Below are 19,482 nucleotides of genomic sequence, written 5' to 3' on the forward strand. Positions count from 1 at the left end.
ATCAGGCCGGGTCGATGGGCCTCAGCTCGTCGGCGTAGCTCACCGACTGGCGGCGCATCATGCCGTCGTCGCTGATCGAATACTGACCGAGCCGCCACAGGGGCGGGGAGTAGGCGTGGATCGACACGCTGCCGTGCTCCGCCCCTGTGAGGCGGTGGATGTGGTCGGGCCCGAAGCTGAACGAGGTGCCGGCGCTGACGCTCGTCTCGAGGTGTTCGCCGCCGATGCGCGGGTTGGCCTCCACCAGCGTGCCCCTGACCACGTTGACCGCGCCCGACGAGACGTCGTGGTCGTGCCAGCCCGTGTCGTCTTCCGGTCGCCAGCACAGCAGCCAGACGTCGACGTAGGAGTCGCGGTAGAGCGAGGCGTAGTGGCGGCCGCCGTCCTCGGAGCCCTCGAACGACAGGTGCTCCTCCCACAGGCCGGGCTTGGTCGCCAGGTCGTCGACCAGTTCGCGCAGCTCACGCCGGTCGAGCGACCGTGGTGGCAGCGTCTCGAAAGGGGCCGTTGGACAGGTGGCGGGCACCGGAAGGGTGGGCGTGCTCATGAGGACGGCTCCTTTCGTGTCAGCAATCTGGTCGGGTTCGCCACGGTGATGGCGTGCTGGGCCGCGTCCCCGAAATCGAGGGCCGGGGCTTCGGCGTAAGGGCGGTCGGATCCGTTCACGACCACGTCGATGCCGAGTTCGCGGACGATCGAGTCGACGGCACGGCGGCCGTAGGACGAGGTCTCCACGAACAGGCCGGGATCGACGAGGCCGCGGCCCTGCCCGCCGCGGCTGATCTGGCGCTCCGAGTGCAGCGGGGCGAGGCCCGCCAGCAGCGCGAAACAGACTTTGAGCCGGGGATGCCGAGGCCGCCCGAACGCCTGGAAGGCGTACCAGGCGGCGTGCATCTGCTGGACATAGGGCACGACGGCGGGCCACCAGCCCGGAGTGCCGGGCGCGCTGGCCGGTCCGGGGTGGATGAAGAGCGGCCGGTCGTCGAGGGCGCCGAGCAGCGGGGCCACCTTCTCAAGACCCTCTTGGTCCTGTACGGCTGTCGCCGGGAGCTGCAGCCCCACCGCGCCCGCGTTCAGGGCTTCTTCGAGCTTCGGCACAGAGATGTCGGTCACCGGCGCCGACGCCCAGAAACCGAAGGGCTCCGGCAGCTCGGCCGCACCCTCGTGGAAGGCGTCGATCAGCGGCCACGCCTCATCGGGCGGGAGGTGCTCGATGCCGAGCGGGCTCGACAGCGAGATGAGCGCGAGATCGAGTTCCTTGTTCAGCTTCGCCCGCGCGGCTGGATCGTGATCGGCCGGGTTCACTTCGTACACCGGTTCGCCGTCGAGCAGCAGGGTCCAGCCGTCGAGGCGGGGATTGGTGGCCCTCGAACGCAGGGCGTGGAGGAAAGGCGCAGGCCAGAGGTGCTGGTGCACGTCGACAGCCATCTCCGCCTCCTCCAACCCGAATTCCCTACTCATAATACAGGTATATCGATCTGAGGCTAGTGAACCGCTTCACTGATTCGCTTCAGTGAACCGTTTCACCCCATATGTGTCAAGTAGTCTGGGCCGATGCCCCAACGGAAGCGAGCGACGATCCGTGAGGTGGCCCAGGCGACCGGGCTGTCCACCGCCGCCGTCAGCTACGCGCTGCGGGGTCTCCAGGTCTCCGAGGAGACCATGCACCGGGTCCGCCGCGCCGCGGCCGAACTCGGCTACGAGGCCGATCCCAACGCGCGGGCGCTGGCGAGCGGGCGTACCGGAATGATCGGTGTGCTCTGCGGTTCACTCGAGGACCTCTGGCAGCAGTCGCTGGCCGTGGGCATCGGCCGGTCCCTCCGCGAGAAGGACCACTACGGCCTCATCCTCGACGCCGCCGGCGATCCCGACCGGGAACGCACGCTGGCCCGGCAGCTCCGGGGGGTCGACGGGCTGATCGTGCAGCCGGTCGACCCGGCCGCGCCGTTCTGGGCGGAAATCGCCGAAAACGTCCCGCTGGTGACCATCGGTGACGCGCTGAAGGGGACCCGCACCGCCGCTGAGGTGGTCTTCGACAACCAGCGCGGGGTGACGCTGGCGCTGGAGTACCTCGCCGGACGCGGCCACCGGAGGGTCGCGGTGCTGACCTCGACCCTGGCCGAGACGCCCGACCGGCCCGCCGACCGGCTCGTCGCGGCCGAAGCCGCCCGGCTGGGGCTCGAGGTGACCGTGCAGAACTGCCCGCAGGGCCTGGGCCCGGCGGCGGAGACCGCCCGCGCGGTGCTCAGGTCACGGCCGAGCGCGGTGTTCTGCTTCTCCGACTCGATCGCCTACGGGGTGCTGAAGGCCGCCGGCGACCTGGGGCTGTCGGTGCCCGGCGACGTCTCGGTCATGGGGTACGACGACTATCCGATGTCGGAGCTGCTCGGCCTGACCACGGTGAGCTGGGATCTCGACGGGATCGTCCGGTCGGCGGTCCGGCTGGTGCTCGGCGCGGCCGACGGAACCCTGCGCCGCCGCCGGGTGGTGCAGGCGCCGACGCTGCGCGAACGCGGATCAGTCGGCCGACGCTGAGCGGCCGCTTCCGCGGAGGTCGCCCTGTCGAAACGCCGGTCAGTCGGCCAGCGCCGACCTGGCCGCCTCGATGTCGGCCTCCAGCGACCGGTCCTTCGGTTCCTCGCCGTTGCGCATCGCCAGCGCCCGGTCGGCGGCGACCAGCTCACAGGCCAGGATGATCTCGTAGGGCTCCCGCGCCGCCAGGCACGCCCGCGCGGCCTGGGTGCCGAAGCCCGCGTGATCCTCCACGCTGCGCGACAGCACCGCGCCGCCCAGTGTGACCGGTGCGGCCAGTTGCCTGAGCGAGGCGAGGGCGTCGTGGGCGACGTATTCCAGGATCAACGCGCCCGATCCTCCCGGTGACCCGGCGAGGAAGGGGAGCAGGCCGGAGTAGGCGGGTTCCATCAGCGTGGCCAGCCGGGCCGTGGACAGCGAGGCGGTCTGCACGAGCGCGGCCCTGAGGGCGTCGAGGGCCAGGGCGACCGGCGCGGTGTGGAAGTTGCCGTTGTGCCAGGCTGCCTCGCCCGCGATCAGCGGGTTCTCGGCCGCCGAGTTGATGTCGATGGTGACCGCCCGCCTGGCCACGTCGAGCGCGTCGAAGGCCGCGCCGTGGACCTGCGGCAACGCCCGGTAGCCATAGGGATCCTGGATGCGCCCGGCGGGGGAGTGGTCGTCGAGCAGAGAGCTCAGCGCGGCGGCGACCCTGGCCTGGCCGGGGTGGCGGCGGGCGCGCTGGACCTCGTACGCGAGAGGTTCGACCGACGCCCCGGCGGCGCGCCAGGTGCGGGCGGCGACCCGCACCGACGCCTCCAGCAGCCGGGCCAGATCGGCGCAGGCCAGCGCGGCGTCGGCCAGGGTCAGCGCGTTGGAGCTGATGAACGGCAGGGCGTCGGCGGAGGACAGCGGGAAGAGCGGACCGTTCCAGGGCACCTCGCCGAGCAGGCAGAGCGCCGTGGTGGACAGGGCGGTCAGGTCGCCGGTGCCGATCGCGCCGTAGCGCCTGATCGGCGGGGTCGCCCCGGTGTTGATCGCCTCGGCCAGCGTGTTCAGCACGGCCGGATCGATGCCGGAACCGCCCCGGAGGAGCTGGTTGAGGCGGACCGTGAGCATCGCGGTCGCGCAGGCCGGGTCGACGAGCGGGCCCGCCCCGCCGGCGTGGCTGCGCAGCAGGTCGAGGCCCGGTTCGTGGACCTCGACGTCTTTGTTCGCGCCCACTCCGGTGGTGCGGCCGTAGACCGGGCCGGTCTGCGCGCGGGCGGCCGCGAAGGCCTCCTCGGCCTGCTTGAGGGAACCGAGGACGACCTTCGCCGCGCCGTGGGCGACGGCCCTGACCTGATCGCAGGTCAGGGTCGAGCCATCGAGGAGAACGGTCTTAGTCGTCAATTCCGAAGATCAGGTCGAGCAGCCAGGAGATGACGCCGATGATGAGCGCCCCCCAGAAGGCCGCCCAGAAGCCGACGACCTCGAACGGGAGGGTGAGCTGTTCGGCGATCCAGCTCGTGAGCAGGAGCAGGCCGGCGTTCACGACCAGCGCGAACAGGCCCAGGGTCAGGACATAGAAGGCGCAGCCGATCGTTTTGATGATCGGCTTCAGGAGGGCGTTGATCACCCCGAAGATCAGCGCGACCGCGAGCAGCGTGCCGATCTCTTTGGCGGTCGAATCGCCGCCGATCGTGATGCCGTCGACGACACGTGTGGACACCCACAGTGCCGCCGCGATCACGATGATCTTGACGATGACTTTCACGATGGTGATCCTCGCATGTCGAGGCGTTCTGAGCGAAGGTCGCGTGACTCTGACCCGTTGTTGGGCATAGGTGGTGATCGTCCCGGGAAATCACCGCTTGGGGGTGGGCCAGATCATGAACGTCGACCAGCTCGAACAGCTCTCCGCGAAGGAACTGCACGACCGCGCGGTCCGATATGCCGTGAGACACGGCGATTTCGGGTTCCTCTGGGACCTGCTGAAGGTGATCCCGGCGGCCCAGGGCGCCAGCGGGAGCGAAGACGAGTCGGCCAACGACCTCAGCCGGGTCTCCGCGCTGCTCAGCGACGCCCTCGCGTCGGGCGAGGGCAAACTCGGAGAGGCACTTCGCCCGGTCTACATCGAGTACCTCTCCAAACACGACGTCGATCTCGACGACTAGCTCGCCTTGACCTCTGGCCCGTACACGAGGAAGCCCGGCGTGCTGGTCACCCGGCCGTCGAGCCCGGTGAGCATCACGTCGTAGGGCGTCGCCTGGACGTCCTTCGGCAGGGCGACCTCGCGGGCGAACCGGCGGGCCCGGACCGAGCCCATGGCGTAGAGCGCCGCGGCGTACGCGCCCGCCGTCGCCAGGTCGGGCCCGACGACGGTCACGGAGGCCAGGTCGCCCTGCCCGCCGGAGCCCCCCGGCCGCTCGGCCGTGGCGACGGCCAGGTCGTGCGCGAACACGACGCGTGAGACGGCGCCTTCGCTGGGGTCCTTGAGACCGACCCGCCACGGCACTCCGGGCCGGGCGGAGCCGCGGACGCGGACGTCGCCGTCGGCGCTGACGCAGTGGTCCACCGCACCGGCGGCGGCCAGCGCGCGGGAGACCCGTTCGAGGGCCCAGTCGCGTACGTACGCGGCCCCCGCCGCGGCGCCGGCCGGGTCGCCCGCCGGGCCGCCGAAGAAGCCGTCCGTGGTCTTGCCGATCTCCGCGATCCGCTGGAGGACCTCGGTCAGTTCGGGCGAGGCCTCCTCCAGGGTGATCTCCCCCCGGGCCAGCCGGTTGAGCTCGCTGTCGTCCCGGCGGGTGCTGAAAGTTTCTTCGACCCAGCGCAGCCACTGGAAGGCGTCATCGAGGAGCGGCCGCAGCTCCCGCTGGGGGAGAGCCGTGCGGATGTCGATCCCGACATGCGACCCCATGAGGTCCTCAGCCCGGTGAGCACCGGGGAAGCGGTCGATACGGCGGGTGGTGGTGTCCGTAGAGGTAGTCATCGCACTCCTTCGTCTCCGACGGGAGGTACGCGCCGGAGCACGGACGCGTTCAACCCCGATAACGATTTAATCTCAACCCTTTCGTCCTTTTTAAGAGGTATGTCGGATTCTTTACGTTCCTCAGCGACTTTTCATCATCCGGCGGCACAATGGCCGACGTGCCAGAGACCCGAGTGCTCGTCGTGGACGACGAGCCCGAAGTGCGGACCGCCATCGCCCGCGCGCTCCGCGTCGAGGGCCACCGCGTGGCCAGCGCCGTCGACGGCGTGACGGCTCTCGCGGCCATCGCCGGGAACGCCCCCGACGTGGTCGTCCTGGACGTGATGATGCCCGAGATGAACGGCCTGGAGGTCTGCCGCCGCCTCCGCAGGAACGGCGACCGCACCCCCGTCCTGATGCTGACGGCGCTGGACGGGGTGGGCGACCGGGTGGCGGGACTGGACGCCGGCGCCGACGACTACCTGGTCAAGCCGTTCGCCCTGGAGGAGCTCTTCGCCCGCGTCCGGGCCCTGCTGCGGCGCGCCGCCCCGCCTCCCGAGACCTCGTTCGCCGACCTGCACCTGCTGCCCGACCGGCGGCAGGCACAGCGCGGAACGCGGGTCTTCGACCTGACTCGCACCGAGTACGCCCTGCTGGAGCTGCTGATCCGCAACGGCGGCCAGGTCCTGACGCGGGAGGTCATCCTGGAGAGAATCTGGGGATACGAGTTCACCCCCGGGTCCAACTCCCTCGAGGTCTACATCCGTTACCTGCGCCGCAAGACCGAGGCCGACGGGGAGACGAGGCTCATCCAGACCGTCCACGGTCTGGGCTACGCGCTGCGGGAGCGTTCGTGAAACTGCACTGGCGGATGGCCCTGGCCTCGGCACTGGCCGGGGCGGTCAGCGTGATCGTGGTCATCTACGCGGCCTGGCGGATCACCTGCAACCGCGTCGAGTCGGCGATGGGAAGCTACGGATACCGTCCGCCGGCCGGGGTCCTCGCCGGGTTGACCGAGGTGACCGACCTCGGCTGGCCGTTCTTCGCGATCGCCCTCGGCGGCCTGTGCCTGTCCGGCGCGCTGGGCTGGATCGCGGCCTGGACGGGCCTGCGCCCGGTCGGGAAGTTCAAGGACGCCGCCCAGCGGGTCGCCGCGACCAGCGACCTCACCACCCGCATCGACGTGACCGGCGACGACGAGCTCGGCAGCCTGGCCCGCAGCTTCAACACGATGCTCGACGCGCTCGAACGCTCGGCCAAGGCCCAGAAGCGCCTGGTGGCCGACGCCTCCCACGAGCTGCGCACCCCCCTCACCGCCGTCCGCACCAACGCCGAACTCCTCCAGCGCGGCAAACTGCCCGCCGGGGAGCGGGAAGAGGTCGAGGCCGCGGTGATCAGCGGCCTGGAGGAACTGACCGGCCTGGTCTCCGACATCGTCGAACTGGCCCGCGACGAGGAACCCCAGGCCTTGGTGGAGCCGCTGCGCCTCGACGAGATCGTCACCCGGGAGATCTCCCGGGCCTCGGCCCACTGGCCCCTCACCCGTTACGCCTCCGAGTTGGAGCCCGTAGTGGTCCACGGCGTGGCCGACCGGGTGTCCCGGGCGGTGGGCAACGTGCTGGACAACGCGGCCAAATACAGCCCCACGGGGTCCGCCGTGGAGGTCCTGCTCAGGGACGGCGTGCTGACCGTCCGCGATCACGGCCCCGGCATCGCCGTCGACGATCTGCCGCATGTCTTCGACCGCTTCTACCGCTCGTCCAGCGCCCGCTCCCAGCCCGGGTCAGGGCTGGGCCTCGCCATCGTCCGCCAGGTGGTCGACAGCCACGGCGGTTCCGTTTCCGCAGGTCCCGCTCCTGGCGGGGGAACGCTCGTCCGGCTGGCCTTCCCGTAGGGTGCTGCTCTATGGGAGATGTACGGGTTTCGCGGACCCCGTCCGGCTTTGTCGCCACCAATGAACGAGGCGCCTCGGTGGCCCTCGGACACGGCGAGGGGCAGTTCGGGGCGGTCGAACTGCTTCAGGTCGCCGTAGGGGCCTGCAACGCCATGACGGTCGAGCCGTTGACCGCTCAGCGGGGGCTCCGGCTGTCCGAGCTTTCTGTGACGGTCAGCGCCGAAAGGTCTGCTCCGACCCTCCTGGGCAAAGTGACGGTCAGCTACGAAATCGAGCTGCCCGAGGGCATGACGATGGCCAAGTTCCACGAAATAGCCCAGCGTGTGCACGACAGGCACTGCATCGTGAGCCGATCCCTGGAAGCCGGGACCGAGGTCAAGCTCGACCTGCCGCACTCCTGAGAGTTAGACCAACAACCGGCTGTGGCATTGCGTGGTCCTTAAGGTCGGTTCAGTAACGTGGAAGCAGGTCAAGGGGGCTGGAAAGCCGCCACACAAGCCTTTTTCCCATAAGGGCGCGGAGGGGGAACCGCGCCCGAGAGCGGGGGAAGCCGTCCAGACGTCTTTGGGGGAGGACGTCTCGGCGGCACCGCTTGGAGTCGGGGCCGGTCGCAGTTGGGGGACTGCGGCCGGCCCCGACGTATGCCCGGGGGTCGCCGCGTTCAACGGGTGCCTGCTTACGCGTCCACGGCCTTCATGAACTCGTCGTGGTGGCCGTACCAGACGTGGTGGTCCGCGCCCTTGATGGTGATCGCGCCCTCGGTCTCCTCCGGGACGAAGCGGCTGCCCTCCGGTCTGATGACCAGGCCCTGCTGGGGTGGCGTGAAGTCCTTGCCGGCCGCGTTGAGCAACAACGCCACCGCTGTCTCCACGTCGAAGTGCTTGGCCGCCTCGGCCTCCACCTCCCGGTCGACCTCGTGCCAATCCGGGTGCCGGTCCGTCAGGGTGGCGAGGGTCCGCTTGGCCTTGGCCTTCACGTACGTCGAGCGCAGCGCGTCTTCCGGGATCGTGTGGCTCGGGCCCGCCGGGGTGTCCACGTACACGACGCGCTCCGCGGTGAGGGCGGTTCCCAGGATGAAGGACCCCATCGAGTGGGCGATGGCCAGGTCGATCTCGGCCGGGACGGCTTGGAAGAGTTCCAGCGCCATCCGTTCCACCGTCGCGTCATGCATAGGCGCGCTGCGGCCGTGGCCCGGGAGGTCGACGGCCAGCACGTGGTAGCCGCGTGAGGCCAGGTCGGGCCCCACCTGCCACCAGCAGCCCGAGTCCGACAGGATGCCGTGGACCAGGACCGCTGTCTTCTCGCCGGTGCCCCATTCTCGGACGTTCAGCATGTGGCGTCCTCTCTCGTGAGTCTCTTGAGCAGGTCGGCCAGGATCTCCACGCCGTTCCTCGTCAGGACCGACGCCGGGTGGAACTGGACCGACGCGAAACCCGGGCCGATGAGGGCGTGGACCTCGTCCTCTTCCCTGGAGACGGCGATCTCACCGAGAAAGTCGGTCGAACAGCGGGCGGCGAAGGTGTTGTAGAAGCCGACCTGTTCCCTGCGGCCGAAGAACGGGATGGTGCGCTGGACGCCCTGGTTGGGGAACGGGTTCCTCGTGATCGAAAGGCCCAGCAGGGTGCAGAGCACCTGGTGGCCCAGGCAGACCGCCAGGAAGGGGATACGGCGGTCCAGCAGTTCGCGGGTCGTCTCGCGCAGGCGGGCGATCTTGGGGTGGCGCAGGTCGCGGGGGTCGCCGGGGCCGGGGCCGACGATCACCAGGTCGTGGTCGCCGACGTCGTAGGGCTCGTCGTAGCGGGTGACCGTCACGTCGCAGCCCAGCGCGCGGATGATGTGGCGGGCCATCGCGGTGAAGGTGTCTTCGGCGTCGATGACCAGGACGCGGAGGCCGGACAGTTCCGGCACCCTGCGGTCTCGGGACTCCGGGCCCTCGAACCAGAAGCCCGCCAGGGGTTCGTTGCGGGACATCAGGGCCTGGTAGATGGCCGGGTGGCCGTTCAGGCCGGCGGGGGCGTCGCGGCAGGTCCCGCCCTGTAAGGCTTCCAGGAGGCCGGCCGCCTTGGCGCGGGTCTCGGCCGCCTCCGAGGCCGGGTCGCTGTCGCGGACCAGGGTCGCGCCGACCGAGATGCGCATTTCTCCCTCGGACGAGATGTCCGCTGTGCGGATCAGGATCGCCGAGTCCAGTGAACGGTCGCCCGCCGGGTCGCGGCCGATGAGGGCCACCATGCCCGCGTAGTAGTCGCGGCCTTCCGGTTCGAACTTGGAGATCACGCGGCAGGCGCTCTCCAACGGTCCTCCGGTCACGGTCGGGGCGAACAGCGTCTCTCGGAGGATGTCTCTGACGTCCAGGGAGCTGCGGCCCTCGATCAGATATTCGGTGTGGGCGATGCGGGCCAGTTGCTTCAGGTGGGGGCCGATCGCGCGGCCACCCTGTTCGCAGACGCGGCCCATCATCTTGAGTTCCTCGTCGAGGACCATGTAAAGCTCGCCGGCCTCCTTGTCGTCGTCCAGGAAGTCGAGGACGCCGGGGAGTTCGGGGCCGCTCCTCGGATATCGGTAGGTGCCGCTGATGGGGTTCATCACGACGTTTCCCGATTCCAGGGTGATGTGGCGTTCGGGGGAGGAGCCGACGAACGTCCGCGTGCCGGTCCAGATGACGAAGGTCCAGTGGCAGCCGGGGTCTCTCCCCAGGAGGCGGCGGAAGTACGACAGCGCGGAGAGATGGGACCAGTCGTCGATCTTGGCGCTGAAGGTTCGTTTGATGACGAAGTTGGCGCCCGTTCCCTCGCCGATCTCCTCGGCCAGCACGCGGCGGACGACGGCTTCGTACTCTGCGTCCGTGGTGTCGAAGGAGTCGTCCCGCAGGACGATCGGTTCGTTCGGGAGGACGCGCAGGGCGTCCTCGACGGACAGTGTCGACTGGTCGGTCACGGTCATCGCCAGCAGGGGGGCCGCGTCGTCGGGGCACTCGTAGCCCCGCTCCCGGATCTGGCGGTAGGGGAGCACGACCAGCGTCTCGTGGCGGTCGGCGCCCTCGTCGGAGAGGGGGATGTCGGCGATCCGCTCGTAGGCCGAGATGTCGCCCACGAGCACGTCGATCTCGGAGACGTCAGAACCCGGGCGGTGCAGCAGGGCGAAAGGGGGCGGGTCGGTGCTCAGCAGCCGGTCTAACATGATCCCTCCATCGACGAGAGCACACCCCGGGTCGTGATGGTCACCGCGCAGCGGGAGGCCGCGTAGTCGAGGGCCAGGCGGTGGAAGTCCGGGGTGAAGTCGGCGATCGCGTCGGCCACGACGAAGGTCTGGATGTCGTGGGAGAAGCTCTCGTGGGCGGTCATCAGGATGCCCACGTGGGCGTACACGCCGCAGATGACGAGCTGGTCGCGGCCCTGCTCGCGCAGCATCCGCAGCAGGTCGGTGCGGCAGAACGCGCTCGGCCGCCACTTGGTCAGGACCACGTCGCCGGGTGACGGCTCCAGGAAGGGGACGATCGCCCGGTGCGCGGGGTCGGCGGTCATGCCGGGGCCCCAGAAGTCCATCAGGAGCCCTCGGTCCTCGGTGCTCATACCGCCGGGCTGGGCGGTGTAGTAGACCGGCGCGCCGATCTCGGAGAACCGGTCCTTCAACGCGCCCACGTTCCCCAGCAGCGCCGACGGGTCGGTGAACGGGCTCAGGAAGTAGTTCTGCATGTCGTGGACCAGCAGCGCGGCCCGGGAAGGGTCGACCTGCCACTGGGCGATGTTCTCGGGGAGCTCGGTCGGCATCGGGTAGGGCTCGATCGCGGGGATCGCCATGGTTGAACAACTCCTGTCTTCCGGCAGATTCACGGCGCGAGCCACGGCCGGCCTGCGGCCGTCCGCGTCTCGCTTAGACGCCCAGTGAGGCGCCTCCGTCGACCGTCAGGTCCTGCATGGTGATGTGCGCGGCCCGGTCGGAGAGCAGGAACGCGACCGCGTCCGCGACATCCGAGGGCTGGGCCACCCGGCCCAGGGGGATTCCGACCCTGTACGCCTCCGGCGACCCTTCGACCGAGGTCAGCAGTGCGTCGGAGCCGTCCCAGAGGCCGGTCAGCATGGGGGTGTCCGTGGAGCCGGGCGCGACGACGTTGCAGCGGATGTGGAACTCGGCCAGTTCCAGCCCCAGACACTTGGTGAAGGCGGTGGCCGCGGCCTTGGAGGCGGCGTAGGCGGCCATGTTCTGGCGTGCGGTCTTCGAGGCGTTGGAGGCGACCGTCACGATCGCCCCCGCGCGCCGGGGGATCATCCGCCGGGCGACGGCCCGGGACACGTGGAAGACGCCGGAGGTGTTGACCGCCATCGTGGCGGCCCAGTCGGCGTCCGACAGTTCCACGGCCTTGCCGGTCCGCAGGATCCCGGCCGTGTTGACCAGCGCGGTGATGGGTCCCGTGGAGTCCTCGATCCGATCGACGAACGCCTCGACCTGCTCGGACGAGGTCACGTCGGCGTCGTCCACGTCCAGGCCGACCACGGTGAAGCCGTCGTCGGTCAGCCGCTTGGCGACCGCCGCGCCGATTCCTCCGGAGGCACCGGTGACCAGGGCGATCATGACAGCTCCACCCCCAGGCAGCGGACCGAGAACGACGTCAGAGCCTCCAGGTAGGAGTCGCGCAGCGCGTTCTCGTCGGCCTTCACGACCTGCCCGTTCACGATGACCGTCTCGATGTCGGCCGACCCGCCGAGGGTCAGGAACGCCTCCAGCGGACGGGGGTTGAGCAGGTAGCGCCAGTCGTCGGCCCGGATCAGCACCAGGTCGGCGCGCTTGCCGACCTCCAGCGACCCGACGTCGGCGAACCCGAGTCCCTTCGCGGCGACGCGGGTGGCCATGGCGAGGGCGTCGGTGGGCAGCAGGGCGGTCGGATCGGCGGCCATCTCCGTGTACGTCTGCCACGCCGCCGTCATGTTCTCCGCCATCCCCGGCACGGGCGTCGAAGCCCCGTCGGTCGACAACGACACGTCGAGCCCGGCCTCCCGGAGCGCGGGGATCTGCCGCGTCTCGGTCATGGTCGACTCGCCGGCGGGCCCGTATTTGGCGGGGGAGTGGGTGATGTGCGCCCCCGCCCGGACGAGCAGGTCTCTCTCCTCCGATGAGGCGAACGCGCAGTGCACCGCCGTGAACCGCTCGTCGAGCAGGCCGAGGTCGGCGAACCGGCGTACCGGAGCGACTCCGAACCAGGCGCGCATGGCCTCGGTCTCGTTGCGCAGCGCGCCCACGTGGGCGGCGAACGGCAGATCGTGCTTCTCGCAGAGGTCCCGGAGGCCGGCGCCGAGCTCGTCGGTCATGTTGGTGCCGTACACGGCGGTGGGTCTGACCCGCACGAACGAATCCCGCAGATCCATGAGCGCGGAGACCCGGGCCAGGACCTCGTCGGCGTCGCGGGTGCGGCGGCCGCAGACCGTGTCGCTCGCCCACGCCGACACCGACAGCCGCATCCCGAACTCGCGCGCGGCCTGGGCCAGCGCGGCGGGCTTGTTGACCGACCCGACGTCGCCCAGGGTCGTCACGCCGGAGCGGAGCTGTGTCCACAGCGAATAGCGGGCGATGGCCAGCGCCTCGTCGTCGGTGAGGGCGTCGACCAGGCCGTAGAAGCGGTCGAACGCCATCGAGATGGCCGGGATGTCGCCGCCGTGGGCCATGAAGGCCGGCTTGTCGTCCCGGTCCGACGGGGGGCGCAGCGCGCCCTTGAACGGGTAGCGCAGGGCGAACATCTCGTGCCAGTGCGGGTTCACGAAGCCGGGCAGCACCAGCATCCCGGTGGCGTCGATCACCTCGGCGTCATCGGCATGATCGACCAGTCCGGCGATCAGACCGTCTTCCACCAGCACCGATCCGCCGGGGATGACCCCGTGCGCGGGATCGGCGGGGTAGACGGTCCCGCCCTTGATCAGGAGGCGGCTCATGCGCTGGCCTCCTCGAGTTTCGAGGTCCAGGCCGAGATGGTCGGGGTGGCCGCCAGGTCGCGGAACTCGACCTTCAGGCCCGACCGGCGCCACTTGGTGACCAGGCGCATCATCTCCAGCGAGCCCAGGCCGAGGAGGACCAGGTTGTCGTCGTCGGCGACGGACGCGGGGTCGGCGCCGACGAGGCCGGCGACCGTGGTGCGGAGTTCTTCCTTGACGCTCATGCCTCTTCCTTCCAGTCGCGGCCCATCGTGGGATCGGCCGCCGCGGCGGCCAGGGTCTTCTTGTCGACCTTGCCGAGGGGGGTCAGCGGGAAGGCGTCCACGAACTCGATCCGGTCGGGGAGCTTGAAGTCGGCCAGGCCGCGTTCGTGCAGGGCCCGCTTGAGGTCGGTCAGCGACGGCCGGACCCTGCGGCTGACCAGGAACGCGTAGATGCGCTCGCCGAGGAACTCGTCGGGCACCGGCACCACGGCCGCGCGGTCGACGTCGGGGTGGGTGAGCAGGTGGCCCTCCACCTCGCCGGCGGCGATCTTGTCGCCACCCCGGATGACGACGTCCTTGATCCGCCCCTCGATGACCAGGTCGCCGTCGGCCGTGACCGAGGCCAGGTCGCCGGTCTTGTAGAACCCGTCGGGGGTGAACGCCTTCGCGTTGTGCTGGGGCGCGTTGTAGTAGCCGCGCAGGGTGTAAGGGCCGCGGGTCAGCAGTTCGCCGTCGATGATCCGGATCTCGTCGTACGGGCTGACCGGCTGCCCCTGGGTGGCGATCACCCGCTCGACGGGATCGTCGAGGCGGGACATGGACAGCAGTCCTTCGGCCATCCCGAACACCTGCTGCAGGCGGCAGCCGAGCTCCGGCTCGATCCGGGCGGCCAGTTCCGGCTGGAGCCTGGCGCCGCCGATCTGCATCAGGCGGAGCGTGGACAGGTCGTCGTCGAGGTACTCGCGGGCCTCCAGCCACAGGTGCGCGACCGTCGGCACGACCGAGGTGACGGTGACCTTCTCCCGGGTGATCAGCGCGAAGCACTCGTCGGCGCCGGGGTCGTCGGCCAGCACGACCGTGCCGCCCTTGTGCAGGGTGCCGATGACGCCGGGGCAGCCCCAGGTGAAGTTGAACTCGACCGGGAGCGCGGCCAGATAGACGTCATCGGAGGTGACCCGGCACAGGTCGGCGACGATGCGGGTCTGGTAGGCGTAGTCGTCGTGGGTCCGCGGGATCAGCTTCGGCAGCGCGGTCGTCCCGCCGGAGAGCAGGAAGAACGCGACGTCGGAGGGGTCGACCTCGGGGTGGGTGATCGGGGTGGCGTCGAGATCCTCCGGTGACAGGACGTGCTTGATCCGCAGCGAGTGGGCGATGTCGTGGTTCGGGCCGATGTAGCCGATGGCCCCGGCCGTGTCGGACAGGTGCCCGACCTCGTTCGACCGGTGGCTGGCCAGTGAGAACACCGCCTTCACCCCGGCCTTGAACATCGCGAACGCGACGACCACGAAGTCCGGCGTGTTCGGCAGCTGGAGCACCACCCGGTCACCGGGCTCGATGCCGTGCCGGGCGAACCCGGCGGCCGTCCGGGCCACCCTGATCGCCAGGTCCCGGTACGAGATGCGCTCCTCCCGCCAGACCAGCGCGGTCGCGTCGCCGTACTGAGCGGCCCAGGCGGCCGGCAGGTCGCCCAGGGACACGCCCTGCCAGACGTGCTGGGATCGGTAGTAGGCGGCCAGGTCCTCCGGCCACGGGGTGCAACCGGGCAACATCAGATGCTCCTTTCGGTGATCTCGACGACCGCGCAGCCCGACTCCATGCCGGGCGCGGTGCCGATGAGCAGCACGTGGTCGCCGGGTTCGACGTCGCCCCGCGTCCACAGCCACTCCAGGCCGATGAAGGGGTCGGCGGCGCCGGCGTGTCCCGTCGTCCGGGTGAGCTCCCAGGTGCCCTTCGCGGCGTCGATGCCGAGCGGGTCGAGGTAGATGTCGTTCAGCGGTCCTTCGGTGAAGCCGACGTGGCAGACCCGTTTGACGCGGTCGAACGAACTGCCCGCCTCCTCCAGGGTCCTGAAGGCGACCTCGCTGACGAGTTCGCCCAGGTGGCCCATGGGCGGGGCGATCCCGGCGGCCCACTGGTCGCGCCACCAGCCGACGCGCTCCTCGAAGTTGAGGCCGCGCGAGAGGTCGGGCGGGAACAGCGTCTCGCCGCCCCGGTGGAGCTCCTCCATCTCGGGATGGGACATCGCGCCGACAGCCAGGACCTTGGCGAACCCGCCGCGCCGCGACACGACCACGGCCGCGCCGCCGTCGGCCAGCAGGAACATCCGGGAGGCCCGCCACCGGTCGACCAGCGGGGTGCCGTAGTTGTCGCCGGTGGTCAGCAGCACGGCGTCGTCTTCGTCTTTCAGCAGGCCGGCGGCGATGCGCAGGCCGGACAGCATGCCGAGGCAGCCCTGCCGAACTTCGAGGGCGGTGATGGGCCGGTCGATCGTGTTGCGCAGCACGTAGTGCGGGGCCGACCAGCCGTCGGGGCCCTGGTGGTAGCTGCCGCTGTGCAGCAGCGCGATGAAGTCGTCCGCCGAGTGCCCGGAGTGCTTCATGGCGATGGTTCCGGCCGTGGCGGCCATCTCGGGGGCGGGCGTCTCGCCGGCCACCATCACGCTGAGCATGCCGGACCTCTCACGGTCCGCCGCGTCGTAAAGGCCGTGGGAGACGGCTTCGCTCGTGGTGACCGTGTCGGGCAGGAAGGAACCGACTCCGGCCAGGTAGAGGTCGTCGAATCTCATGCCGCGCTCCTCACCAGGTAACGCGCGACGCTTTCCAGCTTCTCGCACGTCTCCTCGAACTCGCGCTCGGGTGTCGACTGGCCGACGATCCCGGCCCCGGCGCGCAGCCAGGTCCGGCCGTCGCGGCGGTAGGCCGACCGCAGGACCAGGGCGGCGTCCATCGCGCCGGTGTGGTCGACGGTCATCACCGCCCCGCTGTAGAGGCCGCGGGCCTCCGGCTCGTGCGTCCTGATCGCCTCGTAGGCGGCCTTCTTCGGTACGCCCGACGCGGTGACGGCCGGGAAGACGGCGCCGAAGGCGTCCCAGGCCTGCATCCCCGGGGAGAGCCGGCCGGAGACCCGGGAGGCCAGGTGCTGGACGCTGCCGCGCTCGCGGATCGCCATGAACTCCGGCACCTCGACCGAGTCGGGCTCGCACACGTCGACCAGCTCGTCGGTGCCGACCTTGACGGAGATGGCGTGCTCGTAGACCTCCTTCGCGGAGCCGTAGAGGTCGGCCCGCAGGGCCGCGTTCACGGTCTGGTCGGGGGTCAGCGCGCGGGTCCCGGCGAGCGGCTGCGAGACCACGTGCCCGTCTTCTGAGACCTGCACGACGATCTCGGGGCTGAACCCGGTCGCGGCCAGGCCGCCCAGGTTGAGCAGGAACGAGCGGGCGGGGTTGTTGCCCCGGCGTCCGGCCAAGTAGGTGGCGGTCAGGTCGACCTCGTCGGGCACCTCGACGACGCGGGACAGGATGACCTTGTGCAGTTCCCCGGCGTTGATCGACTCGACGGCCAGTTTCACGGCCTCGCGGTAGGCGTCCTCGCCGGTGCACCAGACGTCCAGCGGAGTGGGTTTCGTCGCCTTCCGCGAAGGCGCGTCCTGGATCGCGGCCAGAAGCGAGGTCAGCGTCGCGGTGTCCACCGCCCGCAGCCGGGCGTGGCCGTCTTCCAGCCGCGCCTCGGCCTTCGGGACCACCAGGTGCAGCAGCCGCCCGTCGCCCACGTGCTCTTCGGTGTACGACAGCTCGAACGCCGCCCACCCGTAGGCCCGCCACTCGGGGATCGACACGCTCTCCAGCAGCCCGGCGGCCTGGTGCAGCGGGTCGCCGTTCCACGCCTCGAAGACGTCGTCCCGGTTCTCGTGTCGCAGGAGCGCTCCGTTCCGGTCGAGGGTCAGCTCGGCGCGGGCGCCGCCCGCGTAGGACCAGCAGCCGCCGTTCTCGTAGACGACGTAGTCGGCGAAGAGTCCCGAGTCGGCGAGCCGGGCAGCCACCTCGACGGCGTCCTCGGTGAGGGGGACCTGGGTCTCGAAGTAATGCATGCCGTCCTCATTTCGCGGCGATGGCCACGGCCATGCGCTCGATCGTCGGGTCGTCGAAGAGGTCGTCGATGTCGGCGTCCACGGAGAACCGCGACCTGATCCGGTCGGTCAGCGCGGCGGCCCGCATCGAGTCGCCGCCCAGGTCGAAGAAGTTGTCCCGGACCCCGATGCCGTCGAGGTCGAGGGTGCTCGCCCACAGGTCGCGCAGGGCGAACTCGACGTCGGTGCGCGGCTCCTCGTAGGGGCTGTCGACGTCGGGGCGCTCCTTGGGCGGCTCGGGCAGCGCGGTGCGGTCGATCTTCCCGTTGGTCGTCAGCGGGAACTGCCCGACGACGTAGGCCGAGGGGACCATGAACGAGGGGAGCAGTTTCGAGAGGGTCCGTCGCAGGTCGCGGATCGTGGGCTCGCCCTCGATGTAGGCGACCAGCCGGGTGTCCCCGTCCGTGTCCTTCTTGGCCAGGACCGCCGCCTGACGCACCCCTTGCTGGGCCGCGATGACGACCTCGATCTCGCCGAGGTGCACCCTGTTGCCGCGCACCTTGACCTGGTTGTCGGTCCGGCCGACGATCTCAATGCTGCCGTCGGTCCAGAACCGGGCCAGGTCACCGGTCCGGTAGAGGGTGCCGAGCTCGTGCTTGACCCACTTCTCCGCGGTCGCCTCGGGGCGGTTGAGGTAGCCGGACGACAGGCTCTCCCCGGCGACGCACAGTTCGCCGACGACACCGGGCGGGACGGGCTTGAGCCGCTCGTCCAGGACGTAGGTCCGCACGTTCGGGGTGGGCCGGCCGATGGGCGGCAGGCGCCTGGCCCGCTCGCGTTCGCCGAGCTTCTGGCCCAGTTCGGTGATGTCGCAGGTCGAGACGACGGTGGCCTCGGCGGAGCCGTACAGGTTGAAGACGTGGAAGGGGAGATCGAGCGGCCACGACTGGACGCGCTCGCCGCAGATGCGGATGTTCTCCAGAGCCGTCTCGGCGGGCCAGTCGAGCGGCCACAACCGCTCGCACATGGCCTTCATGAGCAGGGTGTGCGTGATCTCGCTCTCGACCAGCCAGTCGCGCAGCCATTCGGGCGACGTGACGACCGACGGCTCGGGGATGTGGACGGGCGCTCCGGCGGCCAGCACCGAGAAGCACTCGACCTCGACCATGCCGTAGCCGGGCGCGGCCAGCCACGTTCCGCGCGATTCCGCCTCGATGCCGCAGATCGTGCGCATGGAGTAGATGAGGTTCCGGGCCGCGCCGTGGCGGACCATGACGGCCTTCGGCTTGCCGGTCGACCCGCTGGTGTAGCAGATGTGGATCAGGTCGTTGGAGCCGACGATCGAGTTGATCGGGGTGGGGGCCTCCAGCCACCAGTCGTCGCCGTCGAGGGTGACCACGTTGCCCGTGACCACCTCTCGGTGGGCGTTCATGGTCAGGGTCAGCTTCGCCTCGCCGTCCACGATCATGAACTGGACGCGGTCGGCGGGGAAGTCGGGGTCGAGCAGGATCGCGGCGGCGCCGACCTTGAAGCAGGCGAGCTGGGCGATCAGGCTCTCCGGTCCGCGCGGGAAGCAGGTCCCGACGCGGTCGCCGCGCCGCACGCCCAGCTTCTTCAAGCGGTGGGCGAGGCGGTTGGCGTCGTCGTCGAGCTCCCGGAAGGTCATCGTGCCGCCCGGCCAGACGATCGCCGGGGCGTGCGGGGTGGCCTGGGCGATCTCGGCGACGCGCTCGTGGAAGTAGGGCGCCGGCACCGATTCGTCGGTCTGGTTCCAGGCGACCAGCATGCGCTCGGTCTCTTCGGGGGTGAGGATCTCGACGTCCCGGACCTTCGCCGACGGGTCGGTGCAGCGGCCGAGGTGGGTGGCGTACTGGTCGGCGGCGTCGGCGTCGAACTCTGCGCCCTTCATCCGAAGGACGGTGCCGTCGAACGACAGCGGGCCGATCGTGATGGGCAGTTCCGCGACGATCTCGTCGATGGTCATGTCGCCGGTGACGTGCGATCCCGCGATCTCGGTCTCACCGGTGTAGCGGTGCAGCAGGGCCACCAGGGCGCTGCCGGACGCCTCGACCGGGCGCTCGTGCGTGACGGCCGGGTCCCCGCCGGGACGGGCCAGGGGAAGGGTGGATTCCATGATCATGTCCTGTCTATTGGGCAGGT

The 19,482-nt window shown here is 70.2% G+C and carries 20 protein-coding genes; 5 read left to right on the top strand and 15 right to left on the bottom strand.

The features are described from left to right. Nucleotide 1 precedes the first annotated feature (1 nt). Nucleotides 2-547: a cysteine dioxygenase gene (locus AW272_RS09960; protein WP_066362947.1), complete on the bottom strand. Its 546-nt coding sequence runs from the start codon at nt 545-547 to the stop codon at nt 2-4. Then, the gene (locus AW272_RS09965) at nt 544-1,428 is read right to left on the bottom strand and encodes an amidohydrolase family protein (protein ID WP_066362948.1); all 885 of its coding nucleotides are present in this window, start codon (nt 1,426-1,428) and stop codon (nt 544-546) included. The genes AW272_RS09960 and AW272_RS09965 overlap by 4 nt, the downstream gene beginning before the upstream one ends. A 126-nt stretch (nt 1,429-1,554) precedes the next feature. Here AW272_RS09965 and AW272_RS09970 point away from each other — a divergent pair, with 126 nt between their 5' ends. After that, nucleotides 1,555-2,535, top strand: a complete 981-nt coding sequence (locus tag AW272_RS09970) for a LacI family DNA-binding transcriptional regulator (RefSeq protein ID WP_066362949.1) — start codon at nt 1,555-1,557, stop codon at nt 2,533-2,535. 39 nt (nt 2,536-2,574) lie between these two features. On the opposite strand, the gene AW272_RS09975 is transcribed toward AW272_RS09970, so the two are convergent. Together AW272_RS09975 and AW272_RS09980 are read right to left on the bottom strand one after the other, a co-directional pair. Continuing rightward, nucleotides 2,575-3,900, bottom strand: coding sequence for an aromatic amino acid lyase (locus AW272_RS09975; RefSeq protein ID WP_066362954.1), 1,326 nt, complete (start codon nt 3,898-3,900; stop codon nt 2,575-2,577). Then, nucleotides 3,890-4,264, bottom strand: a complete 375-nt coding sequence (locus AW272_RS09980) for a phage holin family protein (RefSeq protein WP_066362955.1) — start codon at nt 4,262-4,264, stop codon at nt 3,890-3,892. The genes AW272_RS09975 and AW272_RS09980 overlap by 11 nt, the downstream gene beginning before the upstream one ends. Nucleotides 4,265-4,379: 115 nt before the next feature. Here AW272_RS09980 and AW272_RS09985 point away from each other — a divergent pair, with 115 nt between their 5' ends. Next, entirely contained in the window at nt 4,380-4,664 is a 285-nt protein-coding gene (locus AW272_RS09985; RefSeq protein ID WP_066363707.1) for a hypothetical protein, read from the top strand. Here the strand turns inward: AW272_RS09985 and AW272_RS09990 are convergent. Continuing rightward, entirely contained in the window at nt 4,661-5,479 is an 819-nt protein-coding gene (locus AW272_RS09990) for an FAD:protein FMN transferase (RefSeq protein WP_083958168.1), read from the bottom strand. The two genes, AW272_RS09985 and AW272_RS09990, sit on opposite strands and share 4 nt — an antisense overlap. A gap of 149 nt (nt 5,480-5,628) precedes the next feature. Here AW272_RS09990 and AW272_RS09995 point away from each other — a divergent pair, with 149 nt between their 5' ends. The 3 genes from AW272_RS09995 (at nt 5,629) to AW272_RS10005 (ending at nt 7,753) form a co-directional block, all read left to right on the top strand. Then, nucleotides 5,629-6,315, top strand: a complete 687-nt coding sequence (locus AW272_RS09995; protein ID WP_066362959.1) for a response regulator transcription factor — start codon at nt 5,629-5,631, stop codon at nt 6,313-6,315. Further along, complete coding sequence (locus AW272_RS10000; protein WP_157518458.1) at nt 6,312-7,352, top strand: HAMP domain-containing sensor histidine kinase; 1,041 nt, start codon at nt 6,312-6,314, stop codon at nt 7,350-7,352. Before AW272_RS09995 ends, AW272_RS10000 begins: the two co-directional genes overlap by 4 nt. 77 nt (nt 7,353-7,429) lie before the next feature. After that, nucleotides 7,430-7,753 (top strand): OsmC family protein, encoded by a 324-nt coding sequence (locus AW272_RS10005; protein WP_245657381.1) that lies wholly within the window; start codon nt 7,430-7,432, stop codon nt 7,751-7,753. A gap of 275 nt (nt 7,754-8,028) precedes the next feature. On the opposite strand, the gene AW272_RS10010 is transcribed toward AW272_RS10005, so the two are convergent. The 10 genes from AW272_RS10010 to AW272_RS10055 all read right to left on the bottom strand — a co-directional run bounded on the left by AW272_RS10010 (nt 8,029) and on the right by AW272_RS10055 (nt 19,456). Continuing rightward, nucleotides 8,029-8,685 (bottom strand): alpha/beta fold hydrolase, encoded by a 657-nt coding sequence (locus AW272_RS10010; protein ID WP_083958169.1) that lies wholly within the window; start codon nt 8,683-8,685, stop codon nt 8,029-8,031. Then, nucleotides 8,679-10,529: an anthranilate synthase family protein gene (locus tag AW272_RS10015; RefSeq protein WP_066362969.1), complete on the bottom strand. Its 1,851-nt coding sequence runs from the start codon at nt 10,527-10,529 to the stop codon at nt 8,679-8,681. The genes AW272_RS10010 and AW272_RS10015 overlap by 7 nt, the downstream gene beginning before the upstream one ends. Beyond that, on the bottom strand, nt 10,523-11,149 hold the full coding sequence (locus AW272_RS10020; protein ID WP_066362971.1) for an isochorismatase family protein: 627 nt from the start codon (nt 11,147-11,149) through the stop codon (nt 10,523-10,525). The genes AW272_RS10015 and AW272_RS10020 overlap by 7 nt, the downstream gene beginning before the upstream one ends. A gap of 73 nt (nt 11,150-11,222) precedes the next feature. Next, complete coding sequence (locus AW272_RS10025; protein WP_066362972.1) at nt 11,223-11,921, bottom strand: SDR family oxidoreductase; 699 nt, start codon at nt 11,919-11,921, stop codon at nt 11,223-11,225. Then, nucleotides 11,918-13,273, bottom strand: a complete 1,356-nt coding sequence (locus AW272_RS10030) for an amidohydrolase family protein (RefSeq protein ID WP_066362975.1) — start codon at nt 13,271-13,273, stop codon at nt 11,918-11,920. Before AW272_RS10030 ends, AW272_RS10025 begins: the two co-directional genes overlap by 4 nt. Beyond that, a complete protein-coding gene (locus AW272_RS10035) occupies nt 13,270-13,497 on the bottom strand; it encodes a phosphopantetheine-binding protein (RefSeq protein ID WP_066362977.1) in 228 nt (75 codons plus the stop codon). The genes AW272_RS10030 and AW272_RS10035 overlap by 4 nt, the downstream gene beginning before the upstream one ends. After that, nucleotides 13,494-15,026, bottom strand: a complete 1,533-nt coding sequence (locus AW272_RS10040; protein WP_066362979.1) for a (2,3-dihydroxybenzoyl)adenylate synthase — start codon at nt 15,024-15,026, stop codon at nt 13,494-13,496. The genes AW272_RS10035 and AW272_RS10040 overlap by 4 nt, the downstream gene beginning before the upstream one ends. Continuing rightward, a complete protein-coding gene (locus AW272_RS10045) occupies nt 15,026-16,042 on the bottom strand; it encodes a ketoacyl-ACP synthase III family protein (RefSeq protein ID WP_066362981.1) in 1,017 nt (338 codons plus the stop codon). Before AW272_RS10045 ends, AW272_RS10040 begins: the two co-directional genes overlap by 1 nt. Further along, complete coding sequence (locus AW272_RS10050) at nt 16,039-17,343, bottom strand: salicylate synthase (protein ID WP_066362983.1); 1,305 nt, start codon at nt 17,341-17,343, stop codon at nt 16,039-16,041. Before AW272_RS10050 ends, AW272_RS10045 begins: the two co-directional genes overlap by 4 nt. Before the next feature lie 7 nt (nt 17,344-17,350). Then, nucleotides 17,351-19,456, bottom strand: coding sequence for a non-ribosomal peptide synthetase (locus tag AW272_RS10055; protein ID WP_218010834.1), 2,106 nt, complete (start codon nt 19,454-19,456; stop codon nt 17,351-17,353). Nucleotides 19,457-19,482: the final 26 nt, after the last annotated feature.

Origin of the sequence: Herbidospora mongoliensis, from assembly GCF_001570545.1 — a bacterium.
In the GTDB taxonomy this organism is placed as follows: Bacteria; Actinomycetota; Actinomycetes; order Streptosporangiales; family Streptosporangiaceae; genus Herbidospora; species Herbidospora mongoliensis.